The organism is Nocardioides sp. ChNu-99 (assembly GCF_029493445.1).
In the GTDB taxonomy this organism is placed as follows: Bacteria; Actinomycetota; Actinomycetes; order Propionibacteriales; family Nocardioidaceae; genus Nocardioides.
Genome location: NZ_JAHWBL010000029.1, coordinates 15,493 through 40,746, shown reverse-complemented (window position 1 = coordinate 40,746; position 25,254 = coordinate 15,493). Strand labels below are relative to the sequence as shown.

Annotated in this window: 22 protein-coding genes; 11 read left to right on the top strand and 11 right to left on the bottom strand. The window is 75.2% G+C overall.

Annotated features, from left to right (window positions below; all coding sequences use genetic code 11):
- Positions 1-160 precede the first annotated feature (160 nt).
- The 3 genes from KK617_RS11230 to KK617_RS11220 are packed head-to-tail and all read left to right on the top strand — an operon-like array spanning position 161 to position 6,110.
- Positions 161-1,693 (top strand): DUF3375 domain-containing protein, encoded by a 1,533-nt coding sequence (locus KK617_RS11230; protein WP_277500093.1) that lies wholly within the window; start codon positions 161-163, stop codon positions 1,691-1,693.
- Complete coding sequence (locus KK617_RS11225) at positions 1,690-2,592, top strand: DUF4194 domain-containing protein (RefSeq protein ID WP_277500092.1); 903 nt, start codon at positions 1,690-1,692, stop codon at positions 2,590-2,592. Before KK617_RS11230 ends, KK617_RS11225 begins: the two co-directional genes overlap by 4 nt.
- Complete coding sequence (locus tag KK617_RS11220; RefSeq protein ID WP_277500091.1) at positions 2,589-6,110, top strand: SbcC/MukB-like Walker B domain-containing protein; 3,522 nt, start codon at positions 2,589-2,591, stop codon at positions 6,108-6,110. Before KK617_RS11225 ends, KK617_RS11220 begins: the two co-directional genes overlap by 4 nt.
- Positions 6,111-6,122: 12 nt before the next feature.
- Here KK617_RS11220 and KK617_RS11215 read toward each other — a convergent pair whose 3' ends face one another.
- Positions 6,123-7,472, bottom strand: a complete 1,350-nt coding sequence (locus KK617_RS11215) for a cytochrome P450 (RefSeq protein WP_277500090.1) — start codon at positions 7,470-7,472, stop codon at positions 6,123-6,125.
- An 82-nt stretch (positions 7,473-7,554) separates the two neighbouring features.
- Between KK617_RS11215 and KK617_RS11210 the strand changes: the two genes are divergently transcribed.
- Positions 7,555-8,187, top strand: a complete 633-nt coding sequence (locus KK617_RS11210) for a TetR/AcrR family transcriptional regulator (RefSeq protein WP_277500089.1) — start codon at positions 7,555-7,557, stop codon at positions 8,185-8,187.
- A gap of 86 nt (positions 8,188-8,273) precedes the next feature.
- Here the strand turns inward: KK617_RS11210 and soxR are convergent, their stop codons facing one another.
- Positions 8,274-8,729: a redox-sensitive transcriptional activator SoxR gene (soxR, locus tag KK617_RS11205; RefSeq protein ID WP_277500088.1), complete on the bottom strand. Its 456-nt coding sequence runs from the start codon at positions 8,727-8,729 to the stop codon at positions 8,274-8,276.
- Positions 8,730-8,811: 82 nt separating this feature from the next.
- Between soxR and KK617_RS11200 the strand changes: the two genes are divergently transcribed.
- A complete protein-coding gene (locus tag KK617_RS11200; RefSeq protein ID WP_277500087.1) occupies positions 8,812-9,192 on the top strand; it encodes a pyridoxamine 5'-phosphate oxidase family protein in 381 nt (126 codons plus the stop codon).
- Positions 9,193-9,209: 17 nt separating this feature from the next.
- Here the strand turns inward: KK617_RS11200 and KK617_RS11195 are convergent, their stop codons facing one another.
- The 3 genes from KK617_RS11195 to KK617_RS11185 form a co-directional block, all read right to left on the bottom strand.
- Positions 9,210-9,863 carry a response regulator transcription factor gene (locus tag KK617_RS11195; protein ID WP_277500086.1) on the bottom strand — a complete coding sequence of 218 codons (654 nt, stop codon included), beginning with the start codon at positions 9,861-9,863 and terminating at the stop codon, positions 9,210-9,212.
- Entirely contained in the window at positions 9,860-11,155 is a 1,296-nt protein-coding gene (locus KK617_RS11190) for a histidine kinase (RefSeq protein WP_277500085.1), read from the bottom strand. Before KK617_RS11190 ends, KK617_RS11195 begins: the two co-directional genes overlap by 4 nt.
- 89 nt (positions 11,156-11,244) lie before the next feature.
- Positions 11,245-13,248, bottom strand: a complete 2,004-nt coding sequence (locus tag KK617_RS11185) for a serine hydrolase domain-containing protein (RefSeq protein ID WP_277500084.1) — start codon at positions 13,246-13,248, stop codon at positions 11,245-11,247.
- A gap of 157 nt (positions 13,249-13,405) precedes the next feature.
- Between KK617_RS11185 and KK617_RS11180 the strand changes: the two genes are divergently transcribed.
- The gene (locus KK617_RS11180; protein WP_277500083.1) at positions 13,406-15,367 is read left to right on the top strand and encodes a VWA domain-containing protein; all 1,962 of its coding nucleotides are present in this window, start codon (positions 13,406-13,408) and stop codon (positions 15,365-15,367) included.
- Positions 15,368-15,378: 11 nt separating this feature from the next.
- Here the strand turns inward: KK617_RS11180 and KK617_RS11175 are convergent, their stop codons facing one another.
- A complete protein-coding gene (locus tag KK617_RS11175; protein ID WP_277500082.1) occupies positions 15,379-15,834 on the bottom strand; it encodes a DUF6069 family protein in 456 nt (151 codons plus the stop codon).
- Between the two features lie 202 nt (positions 15,835-16,036).
- Here KK617_RS11175 and KK617_RS11170 point away from each other — a divergent pair, with 202 nt between their 5' ends.
- The gene (locus KK617_RS11170; protein WP_277500081.1) at positions 16,037-16,432 is read left to right on the top strand and encodes a PPOX class F420-dependent oxidoreductase; all 396 of its coding nucleotides are present in this window, start codon (positions 16,037-16,039) and stop codon (positions 16,430-16,432) included.
- A gap of 24 nt (positions 16,433-16,456) precedes the next feature.
- On the opposite strand, the gene dnaB is transcribed toward KK617_RS11170, so the two are convergent.
- Positions 16,457-17,872 (bottom strand): replicative DNA helicase, encoded by a 1,416-nt coding sequence (dnaB, locus tag KK617_RS11165; protein ID WP_277500080.1) that lies wholly within the window; start codon positions 17,870-17,872, stop codon positions 16,457-16,459.
- A 448-nt stretch (positions 17,873-18,320) separates the two neighbouring features.
- Between dnaB and KK617_RS11160 the strand changes: the two genes are divergently transcribed.
- Positions 18,321-19,664: an MATE family efflux transporter gene (locus KK617_RS11160; protein ID WP_277500079.1), complete on the top strand. Its 1,344-nt coding sequence runs from the start codon at positions 18,321-18,323 to the stop codon at positions 19,662-19,664.
- A 344-nt stretch (positions 19,665-20,008) separates the two neighbouring features.
- On the opposite strand, the gene rplI is transcribed toward KK617_RS11160, so the two are convergent.
- The 4 genes from rplI to rpsF all read right to left on the bottom strand — a co-directional run bounded on the left by rplI (position 20,009) and on the right by rpsF (position 21,847).
- Positions 20,009-20,455 (bottom strand): 50S ribosomal protein L9, encoded by a 447-nt coding sequence (gene rplI / locus KK617_RS11155; RefSeq protein WP_277500078.1) that lies wholly within the window; start codon positions 20,453-20,455, stop codon positions 20,009-20,011.
- A 20-nt stretch (positions 20,456-20,475) separates the two neighbouring features.
- Complete coding sequence (gene rpsR / locus KK617_RS11150; protein ID WP_277500077.1) at positions 20,476-20,712, bottom strand: 30S ribosomal protein S18; 237 nt, start codon at positions 20,710-20,712, stop codon at positions 20,476-20,478.
- 111 nt (positions 20,713-20,823) lie between these two features.
- A complete protein-coding gene (locus KK617_RS11145) occupies positions 20,824-21,414 on the bottom strand; it encodes a single-stranded DNA-binding protein (protein ID WP_277500075.1) in 591 nt (196 codons plus the stop codon).
- Positions 21,415-21,550: 136 nt separating this feature from the next.
- On the bottom strand, positions 21,551-21,847 hold the full coding sequence (rpsF, locus tag KK617_RS11140; protein ID WP_277500074.1) for a 30S ribosomal protein S6: 297 nt from the start codon (positions 21,845-21,847) through the stop codon (positions 21,551-21,553).
- A gap of 260 nt (positions 21,848-22,107) precedes the next feature.
- Here rpsF and KK617_RS11135 point away from each other — a divergent pair, with 260 nt between their 5' ends.
- From KK617_RS11135 to KK617_RS11125, 3 genes are all read left to right on the top strand, one after another.
- A complete protein-coding gene (locus tag KK617_RS11135; RefSeq protein WP_277500073.1) occupies positions 22,108-22,998 on the top strand; it encodes a hypothetical protein in 891 nt (296 codons plus the stop codon).
- 68 nt (positions 22,999-23,066) lie between these two features.
- Positions 23,067-23,888, top strand: a complete 822-nt coding sequence (locus KK617_RS11130) for a deoxyribonuclease IV (protein ID WP_277500072.1) — start codon at positions 23,067-23,069, stop codon at positions 23,886-23,888.
- A gap of 234 nt (positions 23,889-24,122) precedes the next feature.
- Entirely contained in the window at positions 24,123-25,250 is a 1,128-nt protein-coding gene (locus KK617_RS11125) for a peptidoglycan bridge formation glycyltransferase FemA/FemB family protein (protein WP_301800026.1), read from the top strand.
- Positions 25,251-25,254: the final 4 nt, after the last annotated feature.

Here is a 25,254-nt window from a genome sequence, read left to right as displayed (position 1 = left end):
GAGGTGGCTCACGGTACGGCGGACCCGCCGCCCCGGCAACGCCTCGCGCCGGGCCTGTGGACGGGCACGAGGCGGATGGCCGGACCGTCCCCGCCGGATGCGACGATGCGGGGCGTCAACGGGCGGGGAGGGCCGCCGTACCGAGGGGAGGAGGCCGGTCGTGAGCGACATCGTCGACGAGCTGGCACGCACCGGCGAGGCGTTCGAGCAGCCGACCCTGCGCCTGCTCCACCAGCGGCACGCGCCCCTCGTGCTCGCCGTCTTCCGCTCCTCGTTCGGGCGCGACAACGCGCCGATCCCGACCGGGCGCCTGCACGAGCAGGTCGAGACCTACCTCGCCGAGCTGCGCCTGGCGGGCACGGAGAACCTGCCGACCGGCAGCGGCCGCGACCTGTGCCTGCGGTGGATGCGGCGCAAGTGGCTCATCCGCGCGAACGACCCCGCGACCGACGGCGAGGTCTACACGCTGACCTCCTACGCGCAGGCGGCGCTCGAGCAGGCCCGCACGCTGTCGCGGGAGCGCTCCAGCCTGTCGGAGCACCGGGTGGCCAACATCGTCTCGGCCTTCCGGCGCTTCAACTCCGAGGCCAACCCCGACCGCACGACGCGCGTCACGATCCTCAACCAGGAGATCGCGCGGCTGCGGGCCGAGCGCGACCGCCTCGTCGACGGCAGCGAGCTGCCGGTGGCCGGCGAGGACTACATGCTCCAGGGCTTCACCGAGCTGCTGTCGCTGGTCGGCGGCCTGCCGAGCGACTTCGCGCGGGTGGAGGAGGCGTTCGTCCGCATCCGCCACGACATCCACGAGCAGTTCCGCGCCGACGAGCGGCCGGCCGGCGAGGTCGTCGACGACTACCTGGCGCGCATCGACCAGCTGACCACGGCGACGCCGGAGGGCCGCGCGTTCGAGGGCGCCTTCCCGCTGCTGCGCGACGAGGCGCTGCTGCAGCAGCTGCGCGAGGACATCGCGGACCTCCTCGACCACCCCGTCACCGGCACCGTCCTCGGCGACACCGAGCGCCGCGAGATCCGCGACACCGTCAAGCAGGTCCGCGCCGGCCTCGACCGCGTGCTCGCCCAGCGCAACCGCGCCACCGCGACGCTGCGCGGCAACATCGAGGCCCGCGACGTCAACCGCGACCGCGAGCTCGAGCGCGTGCTGCGCAACCTGGAGGGCGAGCTCGGGCGCTGGTACGCCGCGACCGGCCCCCGCACGCACGTCGGGCTCCCGCTCCTGCCCGAGCGTGCCGCGGTCGACCACCTGCGCGAGCGCACCTACGACCCGACCGAGGACAAGGCGCCGCCGCCGCTGCGCCGGGCCGACGCCGACGGCGCCGAGGCCGTGTCGTGGACCGCGCTGCGCGCCGCGGGCGGCCCGTCGATCGCCGAGCTCGACGCGCTGCTCGACGCCGCCCTCGCGGGCGGGGGCGGCGCCGCCACCGTCGGCGAGCTCTTCGCCTCGCTCGAGGACGACCTGCGCCGCCCCGTCGAGGTCTTCGGCCTGCTCCACCTCGCGGAGCGCCGGGCCCTCGCCGACGGCGAGGGCACCGAGGAGGTCGTCACCGTGCGCCCCGACGGCTCCCGCCGGGTGCTGCGCGTGCCGCGGGTGCGCACCGTGCCGCGGCCCCCCGCCGTACCCCCCGCCGTACCCCCCGCCGACCCGGCCACCACTCCCGCAGGAGACGACCGATGAGCACCACGACCGACGAGACCTGGGCCGACGCCCGGGACGGGTACGACGCGCGCGACGCCGACCTGGTCCCCGAGCTGGAGGGCTCGACCTTGCTGTCGCTCTTCGACGGCGACGAGGGCGGCCTGCCGCTGGCTCAGCGCCGGGCGCTGCTGGCGCTCGTGAAGCTGCGGTTCGTCACGGCGCGCACGCACCCGCGCGAGTGGGAGGCCCTGCTGGAGAACCCCCGTGCGGTGGCCTCGCGGCTCAACGACCTCTTCCTCGAGCTCGTGCTCGACCGGGAGCACGAGGTGGCCTACAAGCGGCAGGCGGTGCCCGAGGCCGGCGGCCGGTTCCCGACGCTGCTGCACGACACGGCGTGGAACCGCGAGGAGACGATCGCGCTCGTCTTCCTGCGCAACCGGCACTTCACCGACTCCGCGCGCGGCGACGACCGCGTCTGGGTCGACGTCACCGACGTGGTCGCCCACGTGATGGCCATGCGCCCGCCGCACTCCACCGACGCCGCCGGCGACGAGGGCCGCGCCCGCAACGCCGTCGCGAGCCTCTACAAGGCGGGCCTGCTGCTCGGCCCGGCCACCGGCGACCGCTTCGAGGTCAGCCCCGCGGTCGAGGCGCTGCTGCCGCTCGAGCGTCTCCAGGAGCTGCTGGAGTGGCTGCGCACCCCGCCGCCGGAGGACGACCGCGCCCCCGACGAGCCGGTGCCCGCCGACGAGCTGGGGGACGCGCCGTACGACGGAGCGCCCGCCGACGACGAGGTGGTCCCCGGCGCCGAGGCCGCGGAGCCGGAGGAGGACCTCGAGCCCGACACGGCGTTCGACGACCTCGACCTGGGGCCGGCCGCCACCGAGGACGCCACCGAGACCGCCACCGCACGCACCGACGACGAGGACCGGGCATGAGCGAGGAGACGACGACGGTCGACGACGCGGCCGAGGAGCTGGCAGCCCTGGACGCCGACCTCGAGACCGACCTCGAGACCGACCTCGACGACGAGGGCGCGCCGGACCCCGAGGACCGGCTGCTCGAGGCCGCCGACGAGGCGCTCTTCGGCATGCACGGCGCCACCGAGGGCAGCACGCAGTGGCGCATCGCGTCGATGCAGGTCGTCAACTGGGGCGGCTTCTCAGGCCACCACGAGGTCGCGTTCAGCCGCGACGCGACCCTGCTGACCGGGGCGTCGGGCGTGGGCAAGTCGTCGCTGCTCGACGCGTGGACGACGCTCGTCATGCCCTCCGACACCCGTCTCAACGGCGCGTCGAACGACATGACGACCGGCCGCGCCCGCTCGTCGGGGCAGCGCAACCCGCTCTCCTACCTGCGCGGCGTCGTCGACCAGACCGAGGACCGCGCGACCGCGCAGGCGCGCCAGGTCACGCTGCGCGGGTCGGGCGAGGACACGTGGGGCGCCGTGGCCGCGACCTTCGTCGACGACCGGGAGCGGCGCTTCACGGCGCTGCGCGTCTTCTACGTGCCGCGCCGCGTCACCCGGGCTCCCGACGTCGTGATGCGCCTGGCGACCCACGAGGGCCCGGTCGACCTCGGCCTGCTGCAGAAGGCCGTCGCGACCCGCTTCCAGCCGCGCGACCTACGTGCCCTCGTGCCGGGGCTGGCCGTGCACGAGACGTACGCCGCCTTCGCCGCCCGGCTCTACACGCGCCTCGGGATCGGCGCGAACGGCGACGGCGACAAGGCGCTGCGCCTGCTCGCGCGGATCCAGGCGTCGCAGCCGGTGCGCTCGGTGGACGAGCTCTACAAGGAGATGGTGCTGGAGCGGCCGGCCACGTTCGCCGCCGCCGACCGCGCCGTGGAGCACTTCGACGACCTCGAGGGCTCCTACGAGACGATGATCACCGAGCAGCAGAAGGCCGACCTGCTCGCCCCGATCACCGACCTGCACGACCGCGTCACCGGCGCGCAGGCGCGCATCGACGAGCTCGACGCCCACGGCGCCACCCGGAAGGGCCCGACGCCGCTGCGGCTGTGGGAGCTCACCCGGTACGGCGCGCTGCTCGACGCCGCGGTCGGCGCCAACCAGGCCGCCCGGGAGGCGAACCGCAACCGGCGCGCGACGCTGGGCCGGCGCAGTGCCGACCTCGAGGCCGAGCTGGTGGCGGCGCGCGAGGCGCACCGCGGCGCCGGCGGCGAGACGCTCGAGCTGCTGGCCGCCGAGCTCCGCAAGGAGCAGGCGCACGCCGACGAGCTGCGCGAGCGCCGCGAACGGCTGGCGCCCCGCGTCGCGGTGCTGGAGGTCGACCTGTCGTCCGCCGAGGACGTGGCCCGGGCGCAGGCCGCGGGCCGCAAGCACGCCGCCGAGCACGAGGCCGCCACGGCCCGTCTCGACGAGGCGGGCACGGCGCTGGCCCGGGCCCAGGGACCGCTGCTGGCCCGGAAGGCCGAGCTGACGAAGGACCGCGCGTCGCTCGCGGGCCGCCACGGCCGGGTGCCGCGCGACCTCGACGAGGTCCGCACGCTGCTGGCGCAGGCCGCCGGCCTCGACGAGCTGCCGTTCCTCGCCGAGCTCGTCGACGTGCGCACCGAGGAGGCGCGCTGGCGCCCCGCCGTCGAGACGGTGCTGGGTGGGGCGGCCCGGCAGCTCCTGGTCCCCCGCGAGCGGCTGCGGGAGTTCTCCGCTGCCATCGACCACCTCGACCTGCCGCGGCGCATCACGTTCGTCGGCGCCGACGTCGATGCCGACGCGCCCGACGCGCAGCCGGCGGACCGGCTCGCCGGGAAGCTGGAGTACCGCGCGGGCGCCTTCGAGGGCTGGGTGCGGTGGTACCTGGCCGACCCGTCCCGCAACGCCCTGTGCGTCGAGCGGGCCGAGGACCTCGACGGGCCCGGCCTGCGCGTCACCCTCGCCGGACAGACCCGGTCCGGCTCCCGCGGCTCGCACGGGCGCAGCGGCGGCGGCGACGTCGTCGGGTTCACCAACACCGAGGCGCTCGCCGCGCTCGACGCCGAGCTCGCCGCCGTCGAGTCCGAGCTGGAGCGCATCGACGCCGAGCGGCGCGAGCTGGACGAGCAGCGGCGGCGCGCGGCGGCGGTGCTGGCGGCGTACCAGGCCCTGGCCGACGTGCCCTTCGCCGACGTGGACGTCGAGACGAGCCTCGCGCGGTGCGCCGACCTGGAGGCCCAGCGCGAGCGCGTGCTGGCCGCGGACGACGGGCTGCGCCAGCTCGCCGACGTCGTCGCCGACCTCGAGCGCCAGGCCCGCGAGGCCGGCGTCGAGCTGGCGCGGGCGCGCGACGAGCACGAGGCGCTGCAGGCGGAGCAGGGACGCCTGGTCGAGCTGGAGGACGCGACGACCGACGAGCGGGAGGCGATCCTGGCGGCGGGCGAGGTCGTGCTCGGCCCGGAGCAGGCGGCGGCCCTCGACGCCGAGTTCGCCGAGGCCGTCGGGCCCGGCGACCCGACCGCGCTCGACCGGTTCGAGGAGCACCGCGCGCGGCTGCGCGACCGGCTCGGCGCCGCGTCGCGCGCCGCGTCCGAGCAGGTGGCGGCCGCGAGCGAGGAGCTGCGGCGGATCTTCACGCAGTTCCTCACGCGCTGGCCCGACCCGAACCTCGGCACGACGCTGCTGTCCTACCGCGACTACGCCGACATCCTCGACGACATCCGCCGCACCGGCCTGGCCGAGCGGCGCGAGGAGTGGCAGCGCCGCCTCACCGACTGGTCGGGGCAGGACCTGGTGCCGCTCCAGCAGGCCATGGCCGCCGCGGTCGAGGAGATCGAGGACCGGCTCGACCCGATCAACGACATCCTGCGGCGCCTGCCGTTCGGCGCGGGGAACGACCGGCTGCGCATCCGCATGCGCCGCCTCGCGCCCACCGAGCTGACGCTCTTCCTCTCCGACCTGCGGGCGCTGACCGCGGGCGCCGGTCCGGAGGAGACGAGCGGGGAGCTGGAGGACCGGTTCCGCCGGCTGCAGGGCTTCATGGCGCAGCTGCGCCGCCGCGACGACCCGCGCGCCGGCACCGAGAGCCGGCACCGTGACCTGCTCCTCGACGTACGCCGGCACGTCGAGATCTCCGCGGAGCGCTACGACCCGCGCACGGGGGCGCACCAGGCCTGGTACCGCACGCTCGGCGAGAAGTCGGGCGGCGAGTCGCAGGAGCTGGTGGCGTTCGTCATCGGCGCCGCGCTGCGGTTCCGCCTCGGCGACGAGCTGCGATCCCGGCCCCGCTTCGCGCCGGTCTTCCTCGACGAGGGGTTCGTCAAGGCCGACGCCGAGTTCGCCGGCCGCGCCGTGCAGGCGTGGCGCGGCCTGGGCTTCCAGCTCGTCGTGGGCGCGCCGTTCGACAAGGTCACGGGGCTGGAGCGGCACATGGACGAGTTCCTCGAGGTCGTGAAGAACCCCGTCACGCAGGAGGCCCGCGTGCGCCGCGTGGTCGACGCCGAGGAGCCCGCAGGCGCCTGACCCCGGGCGGCCTCAGGCCCCCAGCGAGACGGGGAGCGTGAGGTACCCCCGCAGGATGCGCGTCGTACGGCGCTGCGCACCGTCGCGCACCCGCAGCTGCGGGTGGCGCTCGTGGAGGCGCTGCAGCGCCACCCGTCCCTCCATCCGGGCGAGCGCAGCGCCGAGGCAGAAGTGCCGGCCTGCCGAGAACGCGACGTGCTCGCGTGCCTCCGGCCGCGTGATGTCGAAGCGGTGCGGGTCGGTGAACACGTCGGGGTCGCGGTTCGCCCCGGCGAGCAGCGTCGTGACGACCGACCCGGCGGGCACGTCGACGCCGGCGATGCGGGTGTCGCGCTCCGTGGTCCGCCCGGTCAGCAGCACGGGCGGGTCGAAGCGCAGCACCTCCTCGACGACGTTGCCCCACAGCGCGTCGTCGGCGACGGCGGCCGCGCGCTGGTCGGGGTGGGCGGCGAGGAGCGCGACGCCGTTGCCGATGAGGTTCACGGTGGTCTCGAACCCGGCGGCGAGCACGAGGCCGGCGGTGTTGCGCAGCTCGGACTCGGTCAGCGGCGTCCCGTCGTCGTCGCGGGCGGCGACGAGCTGGCTCAGCAGGTCCTCGCCGGGCTCGCGCCGTACCCGCTCGACGTGGCGACCGAGCCACGCGTCGAACTGCCGCAGGGAGCGCTCGACCGCGACGAACTCCCCCAGCGGCAGGCCGAGGTCGAGGCTGGGGGCGGCCCGGGTGCCGAAGCCCCGCACGAGCTCCTCCTCCTCGGTGGGCACGCCCAGCACCTCGCAGATGACGAGCACGGGCAGCCGGGCGCAGTAGCGCTCGACGAGGTCCACGGGGTCGCTCGTCTCGGCGGCGAGCTCGTCGAGGAGCGCGTCGGCGATCTCGACGGTGCGCTCCTCGAGGCGCTGCACGGCCTTGGCCGAGAAGACGCGCGTGACGAGCCGGCGCAGGCGGGTGTGGTCGGGCGGCTCGATCGCCAGCAGCGACGGCGGGCGCAGCGGGCCGAGCGGCGCGGAGCCCTGCGACCAGCCGCCGAGGCGACCGAGCGGGCCGTCGCCGCGCAGGTCGATGCCGGCGCGCACGTCGGGGCTGCCGAGCACCTCCTTGACGGTCTCCAGCCGCGCGGTGACGAACGACAGGCGGGAGCGGTAGAGCGGACCGGCCGCCCGGATGGCGTCGAACACCTCGACGGGCATGCCCGGGGTGCGGTTGGCCTCGAGCAGCGCGCGGGCGTGCAGGTCGCCGGAGCGCGCGCTGGCGGTGAGGGCGAGCCGCGGCAGGGCGTGGCCCACCCCCCAGCGGGCGGCGAGCTGGGCCGTGTCGCGGGCCCGGGTCCGGACGGACGGGCGTGCGGTGGTGGTCGTGCTCATGGGTCCTCGCCTCGGCTGGGGGTGGCGCGCGTGCGCCGTCGATACCGTTCGGTATCGGATACGTTCCGGTATCGTGCCGCGGGTGTCAACACCCCCGGCTCCCGAGCGCCCGCGGCGACCGGGCCGCAGCGAGGTGCGCGCCACCCTGCTGGCGGCGGCCACCCGCGTCTTCGCCCGGCGCGGGATCGACGCGGCGAGCGTGGACGACGTCGCAGCCGCAGCCGGCTACACCAAGGGCGCCGTCTACTCGAACTTCACCAGCAAGGACGGGCTGGTCGCCGCCATCGTCGAGGACCACACGGCCGCCTACCTCGAGCTGGGCCTCGCGGCCGCCGCCTCGGCGGAGGGGTCGCTCGCCGAGCGGGCCCGGGCCCTCGGCGACCGCCTCGACGCCGCCTCGGCTGACGAGCGCGACTGGCACCTGCTCTTCGTCGAGCTGTGGCAGCGCGCGGTGCGCGGCGACCCGGCGGTCGAGGGCTTCCGGCACCGCCGCACGGCGATGCGCGACGCCATCGCCGCCGCCGTGCGGGAGCACGCCGAGGCGTCGGGGGCCGAGCTCGTCGTGCCGGCGGAGCACGCGGCGGTGGCGATCATGGCGCTCGCGAACGGGATGGCCCTCGAGCGCCTCGTCGCCCCCGACGACGCGCCCGACGGGCTCACCGGCGAGCTGCTGGCGGGGCTGGCGGCGTCGTTCTCCCGGCCGGTCGCCGACTGACGGGGTCGCGGTAGCAGCGATAGTCCTCGACTACCGCTCCTACCGCGACCCGCCCTGGCTCCGCACGCGGCGGGGTACGTCGGCGCTCACCCGCCCGGCGCGCCCAGCCGCCGGGCCCCCGGCCCGTCGCCGCCGAGCACGTCGCCCGGGTTCGACACGGGGCAGGTGTCGAGCGACAGGCAGCCGCAGCCGATGCAGTCGCTGAAGCGGTCGCGCAGCGCGACGAGCCGCTCGATGCGCTCGTCGAGCTCGTCGCGCCAGGCCGAGGACAACCGGGCCCAGTCCTCGCGGGTGGGCGGCCGACCGTCGGGCAGCGTGGCGAGGGCGGCCCGGATCCGCTCGAGCGAGACGCCGACGCCCTGCGCGGCGCGCACGAACGCGATGACGCGCAGGGTCTCGCGGCGGTACTCCCGCCGGCCGCCCGCCGTACGCCGGCTGGCGATGATCCCCAGGCCCTCGTAGTAGTGCAGCGTCGAGACGGCCACGCCCGCGCGGCGCGCGAGCTGGCCCGGCCGCAGCCACACGGTGTCCGTGGCGGCCATCACGCCTCCTCCCGCCTTGACGTCAAGTGCACTTGACGTAGTCCTCTGGAGGCCCAGTGAACACGACGAGAGGCACCCCCGCATGAGTCGCCGCCCCCTGACCGACGTCGAGCGCCGCTTCCTGGCCCACCCGCAGGGACTCGCGCGGCTGGCGACCGTGGACGTGGCGGGGCTGCCGCACGTCGTACCGACCGTGTGGCGCTGGGACGCCGCCTCCGGGGACCTGCTGCTGACCGGGCGCGACCTCGCCCGCACCGTCCGCGCGCGCAACGTGGCCGCCCACCCGTTCGCCGCGGCGGTCGTCGACGGCGTCGCCGACGGGCCGGGCTGGCAGCCGTGGGCGCTGGCGGTGCGGGGGCCGGCGCGGTACGACGAGGGGGTCGCCGCCATCCGGCTCACCCCGCTCGACGTGACGTCGTGGGGGCTGGAGGCGTGGGAGGCGACCCTGCCCGCCGCCGGCTGAGCGGCCCCCCCGGCGGGCTAGCCCCCGAGCCCGTGGCGGTGCGCCCAGACGACGGTCTGCACGCGGTCGCGGGTGCCGATCTTCGTCATCGCGCGGCCGAGGTGGGATTTCACGGTGGTCGTCTCGACGACGAGCTCCGCGGCGATCTCGGCGTTGGACAGGCCCCGGGCGAGCAGGCGCACGACCTCGGTCTCGCGCTCGGTGAGCGCGTCGGCGAGGGCCGGCTCGAGCGCGGGCGCGCTGCGGCGCCGGGCGAACTCCTCGATGACCCGCCGTGTGATCCCGCCCTGCAGCAGCCCCTCGCCGGCGGCGAGCCGGCGTACCGCGTCGACCAGCTCCTCGGGCTCGCAGTCCTTGAGCACGAACCCGCTGGCCCCGGCCTCGAGCGCGCCGAACACGTAGTCGTCGAGGTCGAACGTCGTCACGACGAGCACCGGGGGCGCGGCGTCGCCGTGCTCGTCGCGGATCGCGCGGGTGGCGGCGAGGCCGTCGCCGCCGGGCATGCGCACGTCCATGCACACGACGTCGGGGCGGGTACGACGGACCGCGGCCACCGCCTCGGGGCCCGACGACGCCTCGCCGACGACCTCGAGGTCGGGGTGCTCGGAGAGGATCACCCGGAACCCGGCGCGCACCACGGCCTGGTCGTCGACGAGCAGCACCCGGATCACGCCGTCTCCCCCTCGGTCTCGTCGCCGTCGGTCCCGACCCCGGCGGGGAGCTCGGCGCGCACCCGCCATCCTCCGGCGGCCGTCGGACCGGTGTCGAGCCGGCCCCCGACGAGCTGCACGCGCTCGCGCATGCCGAGGAGCCCGACGCCGGGGGTGGTGCGGTCCCCCGCGGGGTCGCCGCCGCGCTCGGCGCCCGGCTCGTTCGTCACCGCCACGACCAGGCGGTCCTCCTGGCCGACGAGCTCGACGACGACGGGGGCGCCCGGAGCGTGCTGGCGGGCGTTGGTGAGCGCCTCCTGCACGAGCCGGTAGGCGGTGACGTCCGCGAGCGGGTCGAGCCCGGCGGCGCGGCCCTCCCGGCGCACCTCCACCTGCGTGCCGAGCGACCGGGCGTCGGCCACGAGCTCGTCCAGCACCGCCAGTCCGGGCACGGGGCCGCCGTCCTCGGCGGTCGCCGGGTCGCGCAGCACGCCGACGAGCATCCGCAGGTCCTCCAGCGTGCGGCGGCCCTGGGCGCGGATGGCGAGCAGGCCCTCCTTCACCGCGGCGGGGTCGCGGTCGACGAGGCGGGACGCGGCCGTCGCCTGCACCACCATGCCGGAGAGGTGGTGGGCGGCGATGTCGTGGATCTCGCGGGCCATCCGGGTCCGCACGCCGGCGACGGCGGAGCGCAGCCGCTCCTCCTGCGAGGCCTGGGCCTCCAGCGCGCGGCGCCGCACCACCTCGACGTACCGGCGCCGGGTGCGCACGTTCGAGCCCGCCAGCGCGGACGCCCCGTAGGCCAGCGCCCCGCCGACCACCCCGGCCAGGCCCAGGCCGAGGGCGCCGGCGGGGGCCGTCACCGCCACCGAGCCCACCAGCTCGACGAGCACCGCGAGCCCGACCGCGCCCGCCGCCGCCCGCCCGGGCAGCACCGTCGCCGCGGCGTAGGCCGCCAGCAGGGGGGCCGCGCCCCGCACCCCGGACTCCGCCGGGGTGACCGCGACGACGGCCACCTGCACCGCGGCGACGAGCAGCAGGCAGGTCACCGGGTGGGTACGCCGCAGCGCCAGCGGCAGGCACTGCCCGACGCTGAGGGCGGTCAGCGCGACGACGACGCCGGGCCCGACGCCGGCCCCGTCCCCCGCGGCGCCCAGCAGCAGCACCGGCGGGAGCACGACGGCCGTGGCGACCGCGACGAGCGCCGCGAGCAGCACGTCCCGCTGCGACGCCCGGGTGAGGCCACGCGCGGTCAGCCAGGCGTCGAGCCGTGCGACGCGGGTGGGCGGTGCCGGGACGGCGGGGCTGGTCATGGGTCCTCCGTGCTCGGGGTCGTCACGAACCTAGTGCTCGCGCCGGGTGCTCGTGCTGGGCGCTCGCGCCGGGTGCTCGCGCCGGGTGCTCAGTAGCTGATGTCGGGCGACAGGAGGCGCAGCGTGACCGCGGCCCACCCGGTGCCGGCGAGGGCGAGGGCCACGACCGCTGCGGCGACCACGCGGCGTACCCCCTCCCGGTGCCGCACGGCCAGCGCGACCCGCGCCACGGCCGGCACGACGGCGAGCAGGCCGACGACCTGGAGGGCCTGCAGCGACCGGATGACCAGCGGGGACGGGGTCTGGAAGGTCATGACGCCGGCGACGAGGAGCACCCAGCCGACGAGGGCGGCCACGGTCGCGGTCACGCCGACGCGCACCAGCGTCTGCAGCACGCGCGTCGTGCGGTCGGGGCGGACGGAGCGGTCGGCCCGGTCGGCCTCGGCCGGGTCGCGGCGCCGGCGCACCCACCGCACGGGCGCCAGCACGAGGCCGCCCAGCAGGGTCGCGACGAGGACGGCGGTCGAGGCGCCGACGACGGGCACCACGACGGCGGCCGAGCGGTGCGCCGGCACGGGCAGCAGCGTGAACGCCGAGTCGTAGCCGACGGCCTCGACCTCGCCGCCGACGGCGCGGGCCGCGATGGTGCTGCTGCCGCCGACCTCGCGCCACGTCCAGTCGCCGACCGGCTCGTAGCGCGCGGGCTCCGCCGCGTTGGGTCCCGGCGTGATGAGGACGCGCCCGTCGTCCTCGGCCTCGATCGTCGTCTGGCCGGTCGCGAACGCCGCGGCGAGGAAGTTGCTGCGGATGGTGCGCGAGGTCTCGTAGGTGCCCGCCAGCGCCGCCGCCTGGTCGTCGGCGTCGCCGGTGGCCGCGGCGGCCGGCTCGTCGCCCGGGTGGTAGCGGTCGGCGAACCCCTCCAGCAGCCCGTTGCGCAGGTCGACGGTCGACAGGGCGTCGCTGCCCGAGCCGTTCATCGTCACGAAGATGCCCGACCCCTCGTCGGGCCACAGGGCCAGGTCGGAGTGGAAGACGTTCGTGTCGCCGCCGTGCTCGACGACGCGGTGCCCGCCGCGGCTGCGGTCGAACCAGCCGAGCGTCATGCGGGGTCCGGCCGCGAGTCCGCCGAGGGCGTCCTCGTCGAGGCCGGGGGCGAACATCCGGTCGCGCGTCGCCGGGGCCAGCAGCGCGGGTTCCTCGCCGAGCTGGGCGAGCATGAAGCGCGCCATGTCGTCCGCCGAGCTCGTCAGCGCGCCGGCGGGCGGCGTGCCGACGGTCTCGAACTCCACGGGCGGCGCGGTGGCGTCGGCGTACCCCGCGGCCAGGCGGTCGGCCAGCGGCTCCGGCAGCGGCTGGGCGAAGGACGAGGAGGTCATCCCGGCCGGCGCGAGCACCTCGTCGGCGACGTACTGCTCGAAGGGCCGCCCGTCGACCTCCTCGACGACGAGGCCGGCCAGCGCGTTGCCGTAGTTGGAGTACGCCGGCACGGTGCCGGGCTCGTAGACCTGCTCGGGCGGGTCGGTCGTGAGGGTCTCGCGCAGGTCGACGGTCTCGCCGGGCCCGCGGATGAGGCCGGCGACCTTCTCCTCGAACCCGCCGGTGTGGGTCAGCAGGTGGCGCAGCGTGACGGGGCGCTCGAGGTCGACGTCGACGTACTCGCCGACGTCGGTGTCGAGGTCGACGGCCCCGTCCTCCACCAGCTGCATGACGGCGGTCGCGGTGAAGACCTTCGAGACCGAGCCGACGCGGAAGAGGGTGTCGGCCGGGTCGACGGGCTCCCCCGCCTCGCGGTCGGCCCAGCCGAAGCCGCGGGTGGTGACGACCTCCCCGTCGTGCACGACGGCGACGCTCGCGCCGGGGATGCCCTCGCGCTCGAGGGCCGCGGGCAGGTAGCCGTCGAGCCACGCGTCGACGTCGGCGGTGGTCAGGGGGTGGGGTACGGCGGCGCTCCCCGCCGCCGCGGAGGCGGCGGGTGCGCCGGGGGTGGCGGCGGGGGCGGTCGTGCCCCCGCACGCGGTGAGGGCCAGCAGCGTGCCGGCGGCGAACGTCGCGGCGAGGCCGCGGGGGATGCGGGGGATGCGGGAGGTGTCCATGCCCCCAGGCTCGGCCGCGGGCGGGGTCCGCCACATCGTGCGCGGGTGCGGACCCGCCCTCCTCCGGAGGTTGTAGACGCGGGTGGCCGCAGGTCGCGAGCGGGCCTCGGCCGGGGCGCTGGTTGCCGTGGCCGTGGGCGGGGAAGGAGCATCCGCCATGCGCAGAGCCCTCCCCTCCGCCTCCCTCGCCCTCCTGCTCCTCCTCGCCCCCGCCGGGCTGGCGGCACCCCCGCCCGCGGCGGCCGGGGGTACGGCGACCGCGGCCGCCGCGGAGCCCGACGACCCCGGGAGCCTGGCCCTCGTGCTGGACTCGTCGGGGTCGATGGCGGAGCCGGCGGGCGGTGGCGGCGGGTCGCGGATCGAGGCCGCACGCTCGGCGCTGACGACGGTGGTCGACGGGCTGCCCGACGACCAGGCGGTGTCGTTCCGGGTCTTCGGCGCGAGCGACGTGCCGGAGGGCGACCCGGCGGCGTGCACCGACTCGGAGCGGATCGTCGACCGGGGCACCGACAACCGGGACGACCTGCGGGCGGCGATCGCGGCGTACGAGCCCGTCGGGTGGACCCCGACGGGGTACGCACTGCAGCAGGCGGCCGACGACCTCGGCCCGGAGGGGCCGCGCACCATCCTGCTGGTCTCGGACGGCGAGTCCACCTGCGACCCCGACCCGTGCGTGGTGGCCGCCGAGCTCGCGGCCGACGGCATCGACCTGCGCATCGACGTGGTCGGGCTCGACGTCAGCGGCAGCGCGCGGGACCAGCTGGCCTGCGTCGCCGAGGCCGGCGGGGGCACCTACGTGGACGCCGACGACGCCGACAGCATCACCGAGGGCCTGCGCGACGCCGCGGTGCGCGCCAGCCGGCCGTTCGACCTGACGGGCGAGCCCGTCGAGGGCACGGTCGACGTCGCGGGGGCGCCGACCGTGGGGACGGGGCAGTACCTCGACCGCTTCCGTGGCGCCGGCGAGCAGTTCTACCTGCTGGAGCGCGCCGCACCGGGCACGACGTTCCACGTCGGACTGACGCTCGTCGGCGAGGGCGGGTCCAGCGGCTCGGGCGGCGGTCTGGCCCTGGCGCCGCTGCGGGAGGACGGCACGGCGGGGGTGCCGTGCGACACGGGGTCGGCGTTCGACTCGAGCATCGGGGAGCAGCGACCCGTCTTCTACGCCTCGGCCGACTCGGGCCGCGACCCCGACGCGGAGTGCGCGACGGCCGACCGGCTCGTGCTGACGGTGCGGGAGGCGCAGGCCAACGTCGGGCAGGGGGCGGCGTTCGAGCTGGCGGTCTACGAGGAGCCGCCGCTGGCCGACCCGGCGGAAGCGACCGGCGAGCCGCTGCCCGACCCCGCCTGGTCGCCGCTGGAGCCCGGCGCGGCCGACGACTCCGTCGTGCCGGGCACGAGCCTGTCGAGCGCGCCCGTGGTCGGCGACGGCAGCTACGCGCTGGACATCAACGCGGGCGAGACCCAGGTGCTCGCCGTTCCGCTGGACTGGGGCCAGCACGTGCAGGCGCAGCTCGACGCGACGCTGACGGGGCCGGTCATGGAGGCCGCCGCGATCGGCAGCCAGTTGCGGGTCTCCTTCATCGGGCCGCTGCGCGACGCCGCGTCGGCGGACCTCACCGGCTCCGACGCCCCGGCGGACTGGACGACCGGGGCGCTGGCCAACCTCACCGATCCGGCGTACCGCACCGGCGCCCTCAGCCGCACCGTCGCCTATCCGCAGCGGTTCGCGTTCGGCCCCGAGAAGGGGTCGTCGGTCGCGGGGCTGCGGTACGTCGCGGTGAACCTCGCCGTGCGCGGCGACGAGGCCAACCAGCCGTACACGTTGACCATCCGCACCGGCGGCACGGCGGGCGAGGGGACGCCGGAGTACGAGGAGGTCGACGGCCTCGAGCCGCCCGCCGCCGACTCGGCGCTCGTGTCCTCGGCCGTCGGGGAGTCGCAGCCGGAGGACGGCGAGGCCTCGGACGGGTCGGGCTCGTCGGGGTCGTCGGACGGGTCGTCCGCCGACGCTGGCGTGTCGGTGGTCGGGATCGGCGCGGGCGTGGCGGTGCTCGTGGTGCTCGCCGTGCTGGTCGTGGGCGGGCTGCTGCTGGTACGACGGCGCGCCCGCCGGTGAGCCGACCGGCGTCAGGCGGTCGCGCGGCGGCCGGCGGGCAGGGGGAGCACGCGGACCAGGACCGGTACGGCGACCGCCACCACGACGACGTGCATCACCATGAGGGCGGCCACCGCGCCCCAGCTCACGCCCGGCATGTCGCCGGCGACGCCGAGCAGCACGTCGGGGACCAGCGTGACGGCGAGGACGACCGGGACGAGCACCCGGAGCACGCGGCGCGGGTTGCGCGTCCGCGCCCGAACGAGCGCCCAGCCCACGGCGCTGACGACCACGCCGATAACGGACCAGGTGACGACGGGCCCCGCCTGCAGGGGGACGAAGTCGTCGGACGCGCCGAGCGCGCGGGCCACGGCGGCGACGGCGAGGTTCGCGAGCGCCGCGACGACAGCGGCGGACAGGATCCCGACGGCGACGCGGACGGGCGTGCCCGCGCCGGCAGCGGCGGGTGGGGCGACAGGTGAGGTCATCGAACGCTCCGGTGCTGGTGGGGGCCGTCGGGAGGCGGTCCCTCCCGCCCGGTCCACGCTAGGCCCCGCACGGCCGTTCGCGGCGCGTCGCGTGGCGGCGGGTTGACGCGGCGGTCGCCCGCGCCGTGGACCGCTCGCCTAGCCTCGGCGACGAGCACCTCGTCGACACCTCGACGACGGGCCACCAGCCGAGGAGCACCCCATGACCAGCCTGCCGCCGGACCTCGTCGAGATGCTGCGCGGCCGCGCCCTGTGCTTCGTGACGACCCTGATGCCCGACGGCTCGCCGGTCACCACCGAGACCTGGGTCGACACCGACGGTGAGCACGTCGTCGTCAACACGGTGACCACGCACCAGAAGTCGCGCAACATCGCCCGCGACCCGCGCGTCGCCGTCGCGATCGCCGACCCCGACCAGCCGGCGCGCTACTGGGGCGTCCGTGGCCGGGTGGTCGCCACGACCACCGAGGGCGGCGACGCGCACATCGACCAGCTGTCGCAGCGCTACCTCGGGCGGCCCTACCCCGGCTTCGGCGGCGCCGGCTCGCGGCTGATCGTCACCATCGCCGCCGACCGGGTGCACTCGCCGCAGCGCTGAGCACCACGGAGGCGCCCCCCGCGCTCACTGCGCCATGTCGACGAAGCGCGAGTAGTGGCCCTGGAACGCCACGACGATGTCGCGGGTGGGCCCGTTGCGGTGCTTGGCGATGATGAGGTCGGCCTCGCCGGGGCGGGTCGACTCCTTCTCGTAGACGTCGTCGCGGTGCAGCAGCACGACCATGTCGGCGTCCTGCTCGATCGAGCCCGACTCGCGCAGGTCGCTGACCATGGGGCGCTTGTCGGAGCGCTGCTCGGAACCACGGTTGAGCTGCGACAGCGCGATGACCGGCACCTCGAGCTCCTTGGCCAGCAGCTTGATCTGCCGGGAGAACTCCGAGACCTCGAGCTGGCGGCTCTCGACCTTCTTGCCCGAGCTCATCAGCTGCAGGTAGTCGATGACGACGAGGCGCAGGTCGTGCTTCTGCTTGAGCCGCCGCGCCTTCGCGCGGATCTCCATCATCGTCAGGTTCGGGCTGTCGTCGATGAAGATCGGCGCGCTCGACACCTCGCCCATCTTCTTCGCGAGCTTCGCCCAGTCGTCGTCGGTCATCTGGCCGTTGCGGATGTGGTTCAGCGGCACCCGCGCCTCGGCCGAGAGCAGGCGCATCGTGATCTCGGCCCGGTTCATCTCCAGGCTGAAGAAGACGCTGGTGAGGTTGTTGTGGATGGACGCGGCGCGGCAGAAGTCCAGCGCCAGCGTGGACTTACCCATGGCGGGTCGCGCGGCGATGATGATCATCTGCCCGGCGTGCAGGCCGTTGGTCAGCTCGTCGAAGTCCACGAAGCCGGTGGGCACGCCGTACACCCCGCCGTCGCGGTTGCCGATCGCCTCGATCTCGTCGAGGACGCCCTCCATGATGTCGGCCAACGGCGCGTAGTCCTCGCTCGCCCGCTTCTCCGTGATCTTGAAGATCTCGGCCTGCGCGGTGTCGACGATGTCGTCGACCTGGCCCTCGCCCGAGTACCCCAGCTGCACCACCTTGGTGCCGGCCTCGACGAGGCGCCGCAGGATCGCCTTCTCCCGCACGATCTCCGCGTAGTACCCCGCGTTCGCCGCGATCGGCACGTTCGCCGAGAGCGTGTGCAGGTACGGCGCGCCCCCCACCCGCTGCAGCTCGCCCTTGCGGTGCAGCTCGGCGGCGACGGTCACGGGGTCCGCGGGCTCGCCGCGGCCGTAGAGGTCGATGATCGCGTCGAAGACGATCTCGTGGGCCGGCCGGTAGAAGTCGGTGCCCTTGATGGACTCGACGACGTCGGCGATCGCGTCCTTGCTCAGCAGCATCGACCCGAGCACCGACTGCTCTGCGGCGTTGTCCTGCGGCGGGGTCCGGTCGCCGGGTCGCGAGGGGGCCTCGCCGGGGCTGTACGACGACGGCCCGTCGCCCCACTCCTCGGGCGGCGGGGCGCCGTAGTCCTGGTCTCGCTGCGTGACGCTCACGGCTCCCCTTCCTGGCGCGTTCCCCGTCGACGTCCGACCCCGAGACGAGGCTAGGACCGGCCATCGACAGTCTTGGCTGGCGACCGGGAGAGGCCCGACCGTACGCGCCCGGAGGGGGCTCGCGACACCACCTTCTCCACAGCCCCTGGGGATAACTGGGGAAAGTCCGTGGAGGACGCGGCGTGGCGGTCCTCCCCGCCTGGGGAGAACCCCGTGGAGAAGCGCGCCGCGGCTAGTTGCCAATGCTCTGACCTGGTGAAACGCAGTCTCAGACCTGTGGAGCAAAACTTGTGCCCTGTGGATTCGCGATCGCCGTCCCCCGGGCCCGGACCACCCGCCCACGAGGCCTCCCACACGGGGATATGCACAGGTTGTCCCCAATACAAGCACCGGGGCCGGGATGTCCACCGAACCGGCGAATCTTGTCCCAAGCACTAGAGTGCGGACGGTGCTCGGCCCCCGCGATCGCGAGATCCTCCGCCTCGCCGTCCCGGCCTTCCTGGCCCTCGTCGCCGAGCCCCTCTTCCTGCTCTCCGACGCCGCGATCGTCGGCCACGTCGGCACGGCCGAGCTCGCCGGCGTCGGCATCGCCTCCGTCGTCCTGCAGACCTTCGTCGGCGTGTGCGTCTTCCTCGCCTACGGCACCACCGCGGCCGTCGCGCGCCACCTCGGCGCCGGCGACCTGCGCCGCGCGCTGGCCCAGGGCATCGACGGCATCTGGCTCGCCGTCGCCATCGGCGTCGTCGTCACCGTCGTCGGCATCCCCCTGGCCGGCCCCCTCGTCGGGCTCTTCGGCGCCGGGGCGGAGGTCAGCGGCCACGCCACGACGTACCTCCGGATCTCCCTGCTCGGCGCCGCCCCCCTGCTCGTCATGCTCGCCGCGACCGGCGTGCTCCGCGGGCTGCAGGACGTGCGCACCCCGCTCGTCGTCGCCGTCCTCGGCAACGGGCTCAACATCGTGCTCAACCTGCTCCTCGTGTACGGCGCCGGCCCCGTCCCCGCGCTCGGCGTCGCCGGCTCCGCCACCGGGTCCGTCCTCGCCCAGCTCGCCAGCGCCGCCGTGCTCGCCGCCGTCGTGGCCCGGGGCGCCCGGCGCCACGGGGCGCCGCTGGGCCCCGACCTGCCGGGGATCCGCGCGGCCGGGCGGTCCGGCGTACCCCTCGTCGTGCGCACCCTCACCCTGCGCGCCGCGCTGCTCGTCACGACGTACGCCGCCACCCTCGCCGCGACCCAGGGCTCCGGCAGCGCCGTCACGCTCGCGACCCACCAGCTCGCCTTCACGCTGTGGACGTTCCTGGCCTTCGTGCTCGACGCCATCGCCATCGCCGCCCAGGCGCTCACCGGCCGGTCGCTGGGCGCCGGCGACCTCGAGGACACCCGCGCCACCACCCGGCGGATGGTGCAGTGGGGCATCGGCAGCGGGGTCGTCACCGGTGCGCTGCTCGCCGCCTCGAGCCCGTGGCTCGGCGCGCTGTTCACCCCCGACACCGGCGTGCACGACCTGCTGGTGCCCGTCCTGCTCGTCATCGCCGTCGGTCAGCCACTGGCCGGGGTGGTGTTCGTGCTCGACGGCGTCCTCATCGGCGCCGGCGACGGGCGCTACCTCGCGTGGGGTGGCGTCGTCGTGCTCGCGGTCTACGCCCCGGTCGTCCTCGTGCTCGCGCACGTGGCGAGCCACCTCGTCGTGATCTGGGCGGCCCTCGCGTTCGTGTTCATGGGCGCCCGCGGCGTCGTGCTGGTACGGCGCGCCCGCACCGACGCGTGGATGGTCACCGGCGCCCCCGCGCGCTGACCCCGACCGGCTCGCCCACCGCGCCGCCCCGTAGTCCCTGACGTTCTCGACGCGACATGCCGGTCCAGGGCGTCGGAAAGGGTCCGGGACCAACCGGCCGCGGCGACACCCCGCCGTACCCCGGCGGCGCCGGGCGTCTCCTGCGGTGCTGATGTCTCCTGCGGTGCTGGAGCGTCTGGATGCACCGCAGACCGCGTGTGCAGTAGACCGGACACCGCGTTACACGGGGCGGGCCGCCACATCCCCCGGGCGCGGGCGGCCGGCGACCACGCCCCGGAGAACGCGGAACGGGCCGCCCTCCCGCAGGAGGACGGCCCGTCCGGAGCCGGTGACGAGGGGACTCGTCAGGCGGGCTGCACGTTCAGCGACACGGCGGCGGAGACGTCGTCGTGGAGCTTGACCGACACGGCGTGGGCGCCGAGCGACTTGATCGGGTTGGTGACCACGATCGTGCGCTTGTCGACGGGCTCGCCCGTCGTGCCCTTGATGGCGTCGGCGATCTCGGCGACCGTGACGGCGCCGAAGAGGCGACCGCCCTGGCCCGAGCGGACCTTGACGTCCACCGTGGTGCCCTCGAGCTTGCCCTTGATCTCCTCGGCGTGCGCCTGGTCGCGCACGGCACGGGAGGCACGGGCCGCCTTGATGGACTCGACGGTCTTCTCCGCACCACGCGTCCACGCGATGGCGACACCGCGGGGCACGAGGTAGTTGCGGCCGTAGCCCGGCTTCACGTCGACGACGTCACCGGCAGCGCCGAGACCGTCGACTTCCTGGGTCAGGATGAGCTTCATGTTGTTTCCGACTCTCCTTCTCAGCGACCGGCCGACGAGTACGGCAGCAGGGCGACCTCGCGGGCGTTCTTGATCGCCATGGCGATCTTGCGCTGCTCCTGGACGCTGACGCCCGTGACGCGGCGCGCACGGATCTTGCCGCGGTCGGAGATGAACTTCCGCAGCAGGTTGACGTCCTTGTAGTCGATGTACGTGACGCCCGCAGCCTTGAGGGGGTTCTGCTTCTTCTTGGGCTTGCGGATGACTGGCTTCGCCATTGTGGTGCTCCTCTAGTCAGAGCCCGGCCGAGGCCGGAATGGGATGGTGGAACAGGTTTGTCAGACGGTCCCGAGGACCGCCGTTGGGTGAGCCGAGGCTCGCGAGGAGGGTCAGAACGGGGGCTCGTCGCCACCGACGCCGGGGGCACCCCACGGGTCGGCCGACTGGCCGCCGCGCGAACCGCCACCCTGCGAGGGCGCGGGCGAGGCCCACGGGTCGTCGGAGGCTGGGCCGGACGAGCGCTGCGGCCCGCCCTGGTCGAAGCCCCCGCCGCCACCGGCACCGCCGCCGCTGTTGCCGCCCCCACCGAAGCCGCCGCCACCGCCACCGCCGGAGCGGGTGGCGCGGGCGACCTTGGCAGTCGCGAACTTCAGCGACGGACCGACCTCCTCGACCTCGATCTCGAAGACGGTGCGCTTCTCGCCCTCACGGGTCTCGTAGCTCCGCGCCTTCAGGCGACCCTGGACGACGACACGCATGCCGCGCTGCAGCGACTCGGCGACGTTCTCCGCCGCCTGGCGCCACACCGAGCACGAGAGGAACAGCGCTTCGCCGTCCTCCCAGTCGTTGGTCTGGCGGTTGAACGTGCGCGGCGTCGACGCGATCCGGAAGTTCGCCACGGCCGCACCCGAGGGGGTGAAGCGCAGCTCCGGGTCGTCGACCATGTTGCCGACCACGGTGATGACGGTCTCGCCTGCCATGTCAGGTCTCCTCGTGAAGTCTCAGCCCGTCGGGCCGCCCTGCGGTGTCGCGGGGCCTAGCGCCGGGGTCGTGCCACATCGTCGCCCGTGGCGACCCCGCGGCGCGACCCCTACTTCCCTGCTTGTGGAAGGACGCTCAGCCGCGGATGTCGGGGCGGATGACCTTGGTCCGGAGGATCGACTCGTTCAGACCGAGCTGACGGTCGAGCTCCTTCACCGTCGCCGGCTCAGCCTGGAGGCTGATGACGACGTAGATGCCCTCGGCGTTCTTCTTGATCTCGTAGGCCAGGCGACGCCGGCCCCACACGTCGACGTTCTCGACGGTGCCGCCGTCCTTGCGGACGACGTTCTCGAGGTACTTGTCGAGCGACGGGGCGACCGTCCGCTCCTCGAGGCTGGGGTCGAGGATGACCATCACTTCGTATGCACGCACAGCGGTCTCCACCTCCTCTGGACTAGGCGACCACGGTCTCTCCGTGGCAGGAGGGCTCTGCGTCCACCCCCTCGCCGGCTCGCACGGGTACGACGCCGGCAGCGTGGGTGGGTGTCCTCGCCGTACCCCGTCGGTCGGGGCCGCACGAAAGACCCCTGAAGATAGCAGCGCCGCGCCTCGAACGCCGAAATCCCTCCACCGGTGGTCCCCGCCGGCCGCGGCGGGATTGCGCCGGGCCGCCTCGGGGCAGGACGCGGGCCATGACCGACGAGACCACCGTGCCCGCCCGCCACGTCGACATCCGCCTCGACGGCGTCGAGATCGACGGGCGGCTGTTCGCCTACCCGGTCCTGCTGGAGGACCTGGCGCAGATCTTCACCACCGAGCCGTTCGACATCCCCCCGTCGAAGCGCAACCGCGGCTCGTGGTGGTGGCGGGCCGAGGGCGTCGCCGCCGGGACGAGGGACGAGGTGCACGCCGAGAGCCTCCGGTTCACCGTCGACGAGGTGGACCGGGAGGTGCTGATCGAGGGCGTGCCGTTCGGCGAGGAGTTCGGACCCACGGGCCCGACCTACCCCAGCCGGGACTTCGGCACCGGCTTCGTCATGGTGCACCGCTCGGACCCCGGGCCCGACCAGCACGTGCGCGAGGTGATCGTCGAGCAGAAGGTGCCGCGCCGGCGGGCAGCCCCGAGGAAGAAGGCGCCGGCCCCCGCCGCACCCCCCACACCCCCCGCCGTCGTGGGCTTCGCCGACCTCAACCTGAAGCTCGCGGTCGTGCAGGTCCTCATGTACGAGAAGGGGCTGCTGACCCCCCGGTTCGTCGTGGACGACTTCGTCGACACCTGCGAGCGGGAGATCGACCTCGTCACGGAGGGCCACGAGCCCATCCCCGAGGTGCTCGCGCACTTCGCCGCGCTCGAGATCCCCGAGGAGCTGCTCGCCGAGGTGGACGAGATCTACATGGACGGCGGCAACGACGTCTACCTGCAGGTCGCGCCGCAGTGGGACGGCGAGAGCAGCGCGTTCGACGTGCGGCGGTGGGACGACCTCGACCGGCTCCCCGCTCTTCGCTCCGTCACCGTCATGGGCGGGGACGAGGCGACGCTGGCCCTGCTGCGCGACCGCGGCATCGACGCCCAGCCGCTGTAGCCGCGCGGCCCCGCCGCCTGCCCGCCGCCCGCCCCCCGCCGTCGGCGCCCGTCCCTACGATGACGGGCATGAGTGCGCACCCCACCGACCTCGTCATCGGCGCCCACGTGGACCAGGCGGACCCCATCGCCGAGGCCCAGGCGCGCCGGGCCCCGGTCGTGCAGATGTTCCTCGGCGACCCGCAGAGCTACAAGGGGCCGGTCGTGGCCTACGCGGGTGGCGCGTCGGCCCTGCGCGACGCGGCCGCGGCGGCGGGCGTCGGCATCTACGTGCACGCGCCGTACGTCGTGAACGTGGCGACGACGAACAACCGCATCCGCATCCCGAGCCGCAAGCTCCTGCAGCAGCACGTCGACGCCGCGGCCGAGATCGGCGCGCTCGGCCTCGTCGTCCACGGCGGCCACGTCGGGAAGGACGACGACCCCGCCAAGGGCTTCGACAACTGGCGCAAGGCGGTCGAGGCGACCGACCTCAAGGTGCCGCTGCTCATCGAGAACACGGCCGGCGGGGAGAACGCGATGACGCGCTACCTCGACCGCATCCGCGGGGTGTGGGACGCGATCGGCTCCGCCGAGGGCGCCGACCGCGTCGGCTTCTGCCTCGACACCTGCCACGCCCACGCCGGCGGCAACGCCCTCGAGACCGTCGTCGACGACGTGCTGGCCATCACCGGGCGCATCGACCTGGTGCACGCCAACGACTCCCGCGACGAGTTCGACTCCGGCGCCGACCGCCACGCCAACTTCGGCGCGGGCCGCATCGACCCCGACCTGCTGGCCGCCGTCGTGCGCGACGCCGGGGCCCCGGTCGTCTGCGAGACCCCCGGCGGCGCCGACGCGCACGTCGCCGACTTCGCCTGGCTCCGCGAGCGCCTCCCGGCCCGCGGCTGACCGGGTCCCCGGGTTTGCCCCCGCCGCACCGCGGGCACCACACGTCCGGCCGGGGACCCGAGCGTCACGGGGGACCGCTCGGGCCCCCGGCCCACCACGCCCGGCCCCCCGGCCCCTGCCCCGGGCCCCCCGCCGTACCGCCCCCCGCCCGGTAGCCTCGCCCCCGTGACGACGACTCCCTCCCCCCGCCCGGACCCCCGCCCGGAGCACCTGCCGGAGTCGCCCCGAGGACCGCTGACCGTGCGCACCGTGACGGCGGACGAGCACCGGGCGTTCCTCGCCACCCGGCGCTCCGCCAGCTTCCTGCAGACCCCCGGGTGGGGCGCGGTGAAGGCGGAGTGGCGCCACGAGTCGATCGGCTGGTTCGACGGCGACGCCCTCGTCGGCGCGGCCCTGGTGCTCTACCGCCAGGTCCCGCGGCTGAAGCGCTACCTCGCCTACCTGCCCGAGGGCCCGGTCGTCACCTACGACGACGGCGACCTCGCCGGCTGGCTGGCGCCCATGACCCGCCACCTGCGCGGCCAGGGCGCCTTCGGCATCCGCATCGGCCCGCCGGTCGTCGTCAACCGCTGGGACACCGCGACCGTCAAGGCCGGCATCGCCGACGAGTCCGTGACCCGCCTCGGTGCGCTGCCGCCCACGCAGCGCGAGCCCGGCGGCGCGACGGTGGTCTCCCAGCTGCTGGAGCTGGGGTGGCAGCGCCTCACCGCCGAGGGCGGCTTCTCCGCGGGCCAGCCGGCGTTCAACTTCCAGGTGCCGCTGCGCACCGCCGACGGCACGGCCCGCACCGAGGCCGAGGTGCTGGCCGGCATGAACCAGCTGTGGCGGCGCAACATCAAGAAGGCCGACAAGGCCGGCGTGGAGGTCACGACCGCGACCGACGACGCGGCGCTCGAGGCCTTCCACGCCCTCTACGTCCACACCGCCGAGCGCGACCACTTCACCCCCCGTCCGCTCGCCTACTTCCGCACGATGCGCGACGCGCTGAACGCGGAGGCGCCCGACCGCTTCACGTTCTTCCTCGCCCACCACGAGGGCGACCTCGTCGCCGCGACGATCGCGATCCGGGTGGGCGCGCACTACTGGTACTCGTACGGCGCGTCGTCGACGGAGAAGCGCGACGTGCGCGGCTCCAACGCCGTGCAGTGGGCCATGGTGCGGGCGGCGCTGGCGGCGGACTGCGACGTCTACGACCTGCGGGGCATCACCGAGACCCTCGACACCGACGACGCCCACGTGGGTCTCATCCAGTTCAAGGTGGGCACCGGGGGCGAGGCGGTGGAGTACGCCGGTGAGTGGGACCTCCCGGTCAACCGCCTGCTCTACCGCGCGTTCGACCTCTACATGCGGCGCCGGGGCTGAGGAG